The sequence below is a fragment of the Xenorhabdus sp. IM139775 genome (genome assembly GCF_028598745.1).
GTDB lineage: Bacteria > Pseudomonadota > Gammaproteobacteria > Enterobacterales > Enterobacteriaceae > Xenorhabdus.
Window position 1 is genome coordinate 48,371 of the sequence record NZ_JAQRFK010000018.1, and the last position, 8,094, is coordinate 56,464.

The window sequence follows — 8,094 nt, forward strand, 5'->3', positions numbered from 1 at the left end:
TGTGTTGACTTTGTTAAATGCCGGGGAGATTATGAGGTTAATAACTGATCAGACAGGATTAAAAAATGCTTGCGGTAATGTCACTGGGAATTTATCGACACAAATTTACCGAAACAAGTTTACCGAAATAACGGATTGATAGATTAAATAAGGCCATTCATTAAAAATTAAATTTAATGGTATATAAAATTATTCTTATTTTTATATCCCAATTCATTGAGGAAAAACAAATGCCGAACACGATTCAAAGAGATTGGTTTGACCAGTATATGGTTCCCTGTTTTTCACCGGCAAACTTTATCCCTGTGGTTGCCAAAGGTTCACGGGTCTGGGATCAAAATAGTAAGGAATACATTGATTTTGCGGGTGGGATTGCCGTGAATGCACTCGGCCATGCCAATGATAAATTAAAAGATGCATTAAATTTTCAAATGGAAAATATATGGCATATTGGTAATGGCTATACAAATGAACCTGTCTTAAAACTGGCGAAATATCTGGTTGAGAATACCTTTGCAGATAAGGCCTTTTTCTGTAATTCCGGTGCGGAAGCCAATGAAGCGGCATTAAAAATTGCCAGAAAATATTCTCTGGATAAATATGGAACTCATAAGAACGAAATTATTTCATTTGAGAATTCCTTTCACGGTAGAACATTATTTACGGTGACGGTTGGCGGGCAACCCAAATATTCCCAAGATTTTGCACCATTGCCACAGCAAATTACGCATCTGCCATTCAACGATATCGACGCGATTAAAGCCCATATATCAGAAAAAACCTGTGCCGTGATTGTTGAACCGATCATTGGAGAAGGGGGGGTGATCCCGGCTGAACCTGCATTTTTGCAAGCATTGCGGGAGTTGTGTGATCAATATCAGGCGTTGCTGATTTTTGACGAAATCCAAACCGGCATTGGCCGGACCGGGTATTTGTATGCCTACGAGGAAACCGGTATCGAGCCGGATATCCTGACCAGTGCCAAGGGGCTGGGGGGCGGGTTCCCGATTGGTGTCATGCTGGTCAGGCAGCACATCGCCGAGGTGTTCCAGCCGGGAACGCACGGCACAACCTTTGGCGGCAACCCACTGGCGGCAGCCGTTGCCAATACCGTCGTCGAACTGGTGAACCAGCCGGCGTTCCTTGCCGGGGTACAAAAACGCCATCATGAATTTATGCAACGGATGTCCGAGATTAATCAGCGCTATCAGGTATTTAGTGAATTGCGTGGCAAAGGGCTATTGCTCGGGGCTGAGCTGGTTGAGAAATATCAGGGCAAGGCGAAGACCCTGAGCAATATTGCGGCGGAAGAGGGATTAATTGCCTTGATCGCTGGTCCCAACGTGTTGCGTTTTGCGCCTGCGTTAAATATCGAACAGCAGGATATCAACGACGGTTTTATCCGCCTTGAAAACGCCCTCCAGCGATTTGTTCAGGAATAATAAGGCCGAGTTGAGGTGATATCATGATGCTATTTAGATCCGTTCAACATGAAGATTTAGAGGATATCCTCAATCTTTCGTCCCGTGCTGGCGTTGGCCTGACGACATTACCGAATAATCAGGAATATCTGACGGCACGGATTTCACGCAGCATTGATTCTTTCAGCGAGGCAAAGGGACGAGCACAACAGGGGTTTTTATTTACCTTGGAAGATACGGAACAGCATCGTGTTGTCGGCGTCAGTGCGCTGGAAGTTGCGGTCGGGCTGGAAGAGCCTTTCTACAATTTCCGCGTCCATAAATCCGTGCGGGCTTCCCGAGAATTGGGGGTTTACAACACCTTTGAAACGCTGATGGTCGGGCAGGATTATACCGGATGCAGTGAATTGTGTACGTTGTTCCTGTCCCCTGATTATCAGGGGGGAGGTAATGGGGTGTTTCTTTCCCGCAGCCGATTACTGTTTATTTCCGCCTTCAGGCACCTGTTTCCGCAATCTATTTTTGCGGAAATGCGAGGGGTTGTGGATCAACAGGGGGAATCGCCGTTCTGGAATGCCCTTGGCAAACATTTCTTCACGGTACCTTTTGCCCAAGCGGATTACTTGACCGGTATTGGCTCCAAGACGTTTATTGCCGAGCTGATGCCATTCCATCCGATTTATGTGCCTCTGTTGCCGGAAGAAGCCCGTCATGTCATTGGTCAGGTGCATGAAAATACGTTGCCTGCCCGTGCCATTCTGGAAAAAGAGGGATTTTCCTATCACGGTGCGGTCGATATTTTTGATGCGGGTGCCATCTTGGATGCCGAGATTGACAAAGTACGCGCCGTCAAAGCCAGCCGGCTGGTGCATGTGAAACGAAGCGATCATGTTTCCCGATTACAGGGGAGCACACAGTACATCGTTTCTAACCTGAATTTTCAGGCGTTCAAAGCACTCCTTCTGCCTGTTTCTGACCCGCTGGTGAGCGATGAATTGCCGCTGACCCCCGCGGAAATGGAGATGCTCCAAGTGGATGATGGCGATCCGGTACGCTTCGTTTCTCTTTTCTCTTAAGTTTTTCGCCAGTCAGGTTTTTTCACAATTAAAAACTTCGCTATCAAGCGCTTTTGCCATTAAAGGATTTCACAATGAATCATCAAGCAAATTACATTGGCGGTGAGTGGGTCGCCGGGCAAGGTCTGCCTGTCGTGAAATATTCTCCGGTGGATCAACGGGTTTTGTGGCAGGCGAACGGTGCTTCTGCCCATCAGGTCGGGGCAGCCTGCCAGTCCGCCCGTAAAGCATTTCCTGCATGGTCTGGATTGGCGGTTGAAAAACGTATCGCCATTATCCAGACATTTGCCGATTTGCTGGCGCAAGAAAAAGAGCAGCTTGCGCAAGTCATTAGCGAAGAAACCAGCAAACCGTTGTGGGAAACCCGGACAGAAGTCCAGTCAATGATCGGCAAGATCGCCATTTCGCTTGAAGCATGGGCGCAACGGACGGGGTATGCCGAAACCCCCATGCCGGACGGCAAAGCGATATTGCAGCATCGTCCCCACGGCGTGATGGCGATCTTCGGCCCCTATAATTTTCCGGGGCATTTACCCAATGGGCATATTGTCCCGGCGCTGATTGCCGGGAATACGCTGGTGTTCAAACCCAGTGAGCTGACGCCAATCACCGCAGAGAAAACCGTGGAATTGTGGATTAAGGCGGGTTTGCCGGTCGGTGTGCTGAATCTGCTTCAAGGCAGCAAGGAAACGGGGGGCGCTTTACTGGATAACCGTGAAATTGATGGTGTGCTGTTTACCGGCAGTGCGGCAACCGGCTTTCACTTCCACCGCGTATTAGCGGGTCAGCCAGAAAAAATGCTGGCGCTGGAGATGGGGGGCAACAATGCCCTGATTGTGGACGATTATGATGATATTGACGCCGCCGTTTACACCATTATCCAGTCGGCCTTTATCTCCGCCGGGCAGCGCTGTACGTGTGCCCGCCGGTTGCTGGTGAAGCAAGGGGAAAGGGGGGATGCCTTAATCCAGCGGTTACTTGAGGCCAGCGCCCAGATTGTCCCTGCCCGTTGGGATGCTGACCCCCAGCCTTTTATCGGTGGCGTCATCTCGTTGGCCGCCGCGCAAAGTTTGCTGGAGGCTCAGTCTAACTTGCTGGCCTTGGGCGGGATCGCTTTGCTCACCTTGACGCAGCCTGATCCGCATTCAACGTTTATGACGCCGGGTATTGTTGATCTGACCCATGCCAAAGCCATTCCTGATGAAGAATATTTCGGCCCCCTGTTAACGGTGAGGCGTTATACCACGTTCGACGAAGCCATCGCGATAGCGAATGATACGCGGTTTGGGCTGGCTTCGGGGCTGATTTCGCCTGATGCCGGCCTGTTTGAAAGACTATTGCAAGAGGCGAGAGCGGGGATCGTGAATTGGAATAAGCCGCTGACAGGGGCATCCGGCAAGGCACCGTTTGGGGGTATTGGGGCATCCGGCAATCACCGCCCCAGTGCCTATTATGCTGCGGATTATTGTGCCTGGCCGATGGCTTCCCTGGCCGCTGAAAGTGTGGTTTTGCCTGAAACGCCGACACCGGGCCTCGATTTTTTTCATTCATCAATCGGATGTGAGAGGTAATTATGTCAGGGATTGAAGCAAATTTTGATGGTCTGGTGGGAATGACCCATCATTACGCCGGCCTGTCTACGGGTAATGAGGCTTCCATCAATCATCGGGGGCAGCAATCCAATCCCCGCAAAGCCGCGCTTCAGGGATTGATGAAAATGAAAGCGTTGTCTGATATGGGGCTGGTACAGGGCGTTTTGCCCCCGCAACAACGCCCTGACCTGCCGGCATTGCGGCAGTTGGGGTTTAGCGGCAGTGACGGACAGGTGTTAAATAAAGCCGCCCGCTATTCCCCATTGCTGCTGTCTAACCTCAGTTCCGCATCTTCCATGTGGGTAGCCAATGCGGCAACGGTTTCACCTTCCGCAGACAGTGCGGATCAGCGTGTTCATTTCACGGTGGCAAACTTAAATAATAAGTTGCACCGTTCGCTGGAAAGCACCACGACGTCACGCGCCCTGAAAGCCACTTTTCCTGATCAAGCCTATTTCGTTCATCATGATCCGCTGCCCCAACATGCCGATTGGGGGGATGAAGGGGCGGCGAACCATAATCGTTTCTGCGGCGAATATGATGAAGCGGGCGTCCAGTTATTTGTCTATGGACGCAAGGCGTTGCAGCAGGGGGTAACACCGGCGCGTTATCCGGCACGGCAGACACTGGAGGCAAGTCAGGCCGTCGCCCGCCTGCATCAGCTTGAAGATGACAGGACAATCTTTGCCCAACAAAATCCGCTGGCCATTGACAGCGGGGTGTTTCATAACGATGTCATCGCCGTCAGCAACCGCAATGTGCTTTTCTATCATCAGCAGGCTTTTTTGGATCCGCAGTCAGTATTGACTGGGTTGAGGGAAAAACTGGCCCGGCTTGGGCACAGCCTGGTTGCCATTGAAGTACCGACAGAGCAGGTCACCCTTCAGGATACCGTCGGATCGTACTTATTCAACAGCCAGTTATTGAGCCAGCCGGATGGCAACATGATGCTGATTTTACCGGAAGAGTGCCGGCAGAATCACAATGTCTCGGCCTATCTGCAAACGTTGATTGCGCAAGGCAATTCCCCCATCACACAGCTTCACTTTTTTGACTTGCGGGAAAGTATGCGCAATGGCGGTGGGCCGGCCTGTTTGCGGCTCAGGGTGGCGTTGAATAAACAGGAGTTGGCCGCGGTAAATCCGGCGACCTTGATGACACCAGAACTGTATCAACGTCTGACGCTATGGATTGAACGTCATTATCGCGATTCGCTGTATGCGGCGGATCTCGCTGATCCGCAACTATTGGGCGAAGTCTACTGTGCCCTTGATGAACTGACGCAAATACTCAGGTTGGGTTCGATTTATGAGTTTCAGTGTTAATCAGGAGATGAAATGGATTTACTGACTTTATTGCTTAACAACAAAATAGGGCTTGAAAACAAGATCGAAAATAATGTGTGTTTTCCGCCCACCATCGAGTCAACATGGTTGGCGGAAGGGGTATTGCAACTGTTACCGCAAGAACAACAGCCATCTTCACCCGAGAAAATCCCCGATACGTTGATCATCTCAGCGGGAATTCATGGCAATGAAACGGCACCCGTGGAAATACTTACCCGGATAGTGTCACAACTGGAACAGGGAAGTTTGCCATTACAACACAATCTGCTGTTGGTCTTTGGCAATTTACCCGCCATGCGCGAGGGGAAGCGGTATCTTGATCATGATCTCAACCGCCTGTTTGGCGGCCGTTATCAACAGCTTCCGTTGGCAAAGGAATCGAACCGCGCGAGGGTGCTGGAGTCGGTTATCCGGCAATTTTTTAATCAACCGGCGGTGATGGCCTCAGCGCAACGCAGGCACCTTGACCTTCATACCGCCATCCGGGGTTCCTGCCATGAGCAGTTTGCCCTGTTGCCCTATCAGACCCGTGAATATGCCGCAGATTTTTTACAGTGGCTGGACGACAGCAATATTGATGCCCTGGTCTTTCATAACACGGGAGGGGGAACGTTCAGCCAGTTTACCAGCGAACATTTTAATGCAGACAGTTGCACGCTGGAAATCGGCAAGGCGCTTCCTTTCGGGCAAAATGATCTGGCCAGATTCCGCAATATGACCACCGCCTTGCAGGATTTGATCGCCGGCCGATCTGCCATCAAACGGGATAAACCGGCGCTTAAACGTTATCGTGTGGTGGATGCCATTATCAAACAACACGCCAGTTTTCAGCTCAATATTCCAGAAGAGACGAAAAACTTTACTGAATTACCGCAAGGTTTTGAAATCGCCCGCCAGCAAAATCAGTCCTGGAAAATCACCTCGCCTGCAAACTTTATTCTGTTTCCTAATGCGCATGTAGCGATTGGGCTACGGGCAGGGTTGTTGTTAGAAAAATATTGCTGTTAGGGAAATATTGCTGTTAGGGAAATATTGCTGTGGAAGAAATAGTCGGGTCAGGGAAATATTCAGTGGGCAAAATTCACATAATCAATTTATAAAAAAGCAAACCGTAGAGGTTATTGATGACAAAATCATTAAAAACACCCGTAGGGGAATCATCCGCCGGTGCGCAAAAACTTCACCGTGGATTAGGTAAGCGCCATGTCCAGTTGATCGCCATTGGTGGAGCCATTGGGACGGGATTGTTCATGGGGGCAGGGAAAACGATTGCTGTATCAGGGACTTCAATTATCCTGACTTATCTTTTGATTGGCTTTTTTGCTTTTATGGTCATGCGGGCAATGGGGGAACTGTTGCTCACCCAATTGGATTACCGGACATTTGCTGATTTTGTCGCAGATTATCTTGGCGATAAGGCCAGCTATTTTCTGGGCTGGACTTATTGGATGAGTTGGATCGTCAGTTGTATCGCCGATGTTGTGGTGTGTGGCGGTTATATCCAGTATTGGTTTCCGGACAGTTGGCTTTGGTTAACGGCACTGTTTATCTTGGGATTGATGTGCTTGTGTAATTTCTTCTCAGTCCGGCTGTTTGGTGAGGCAGAATTCTGGTTTGCCATGATTAAAGTGGTCACGATAGTTGCCCTGATTGTCGTGGGTGTCGGCATGGTGGTGGTGGGATGGACTTCACCCAATGGCGTGACAGCCTCTGTTCGTCATTTGACGGAGCCAGACGTCTTCCTGCCAAATGGTGTCTTCGGTTTTTTTGCCGGTTTTCAGATCGCCATTTTCTCTTTTACCGGTATTGAGTTGGTTGGTACGGTGACGGCGGAAACCAAAGAGCCGGAGAAAATCTTACCCAAAGCCATCAACAGTATTCCCATCAGGGTCATTATCTTTTACGTACTCTCCATGATGTGCATCATTGCGGTGACCTCATGGCCGCAGATTTCACCGGAAGCCAGTCCATTTGTGACCTTGTTTGCACTGGCCGGGTTACCCGCCGCCGCCGCCGTGATCAATTTTGTGGCGCTCACTTCGGCCATGTCTTCAGCAAACAGTGGGTTATACGCCTGTACCCGGATGCTCTATGGCCTGTCGACAGAAAAATTGGCGCATCATAAATTTGGGCAACTTTCCATCAGCAGCGCCGTTCCGGTATTCGGCCTGATATTCTCCGTGCTCTGTATGGCAAGCGGCGTATTCCTGTTGTTTATCATTCCTGATGTGATGAAATTATTTACGATTGTGACCACCGTAGCGGCCATTATGGTGATTTACAGTTGGTGCATGATCCTGCTGGCTTATCTGGCTTACCGCAAGAAACGTCCTGATCTGCATAAAAAATCCATCTATAAAATGCCAATGGGCATTCCGATGACTTGGTGTACGCTGCTATTTTTTGCCTTTACCGTGGTGATTATGGTATTTGATTATGACACCCGTGTTGCGTTATATGGCACACCGTTATGGTTTGTGATATTGGAGGTTTTGTGGCGAAGAAGAAAATATCAGGAACAACGGAGAGAAATAATAAATTAGCGTTAATTCATTCACCAAGTCTGTTTTTTTGATGATTACTACTGGGAGAATATCATGATATTCAGATCAAATTCTTTCGATGTGAAAAAAAAGAATATACCCAGCCCGTTAGATAG

The 8,094-nt window shown here is 49.4% G+C and carries 6 protein-coding genes; all 6 read left to right on the top strand.

Annotation, left to right across the window (positions count from 1 at the left end):
- Positions 1-230 precede the first annotated feature (230 nt).
- The 6 genes from PSI17_RS06280 (at position 231) to PSI17_RS06305 (ending at position 7,978) form a co-directional block, all read left to right on the top strand.
- Positions 231-1,442, top strand: a complete 1,212-nt coding sequence (locus PSI17_RS06280) for an aspartate aminotransferase family protein (RefSeq protein ID WP_273551151.1) — start codon at positions 231-233, stop codon at positions 1,440-1,442.
- Positions 1,443-1,468: 26 nt separating this feature from the next.
- A complete protein-coding gene (gene astA / locus PSI17_RS06285; protein WP_273551157.1) occupies positions 1,469-2,497 on the top strand; it encodes an arginine N-succinyltransferase in 1,029 nt (342 codons plus the stop codon).
- A 74-nt stretch (positions 2,498-2,571) separates the two neighbouring features.
- Complete coding sequence (gene astD, locus PSI17_RS06290; protein ID WP_273551152.1) at positions 2,572-4,068, top strand: succinylglutamate-semialdehyde dehydrogenase; 1,497 nt, start codon at positions 2,572-2,574, stop codon at positions 4,066-4,068.
- A gap of 2 nt (positions 4,069-4,070) precedes the next feature.
- Complete coding sequence (gene astB / locus PSI17_RS06295; protein WP_273551153.1) at positions 4,071-5,414, top strand: N-succinylarginine dihydrolase; 1,344 nt, start codon at positions 4,071-4,073, stop codon at positions 5,412-5,414.
- A gap of 12 nt (positions 5,415-5,426) precedes the next feature.
- Positions 5,427-6,443 (top strand): succinylglutamate desuccinylase, encoded by a 1,017-nt coding sequence (astE, locus tag PSI17_RS06300; protein WP_273551154.1) that lies wholly within the window; start codon positions 5,427-5,429, stop codon positions 6,441-6,443.
- Between the two features lie 116 nt (positions 6,444-6,559).
- On the top strand, positions 6,560-7,978 hold the full coding sequence (locus PSI17_RS06305) for an amino acid permease (protein ID WP_273551155.1): 1,419 nt from the start codon (positions 6,560-6,562) through the stop codon (positions 7,976-7,978).
- The last annotated feature ends 116 nt before the right edge of the window (positions 7,979-8,094 follow it).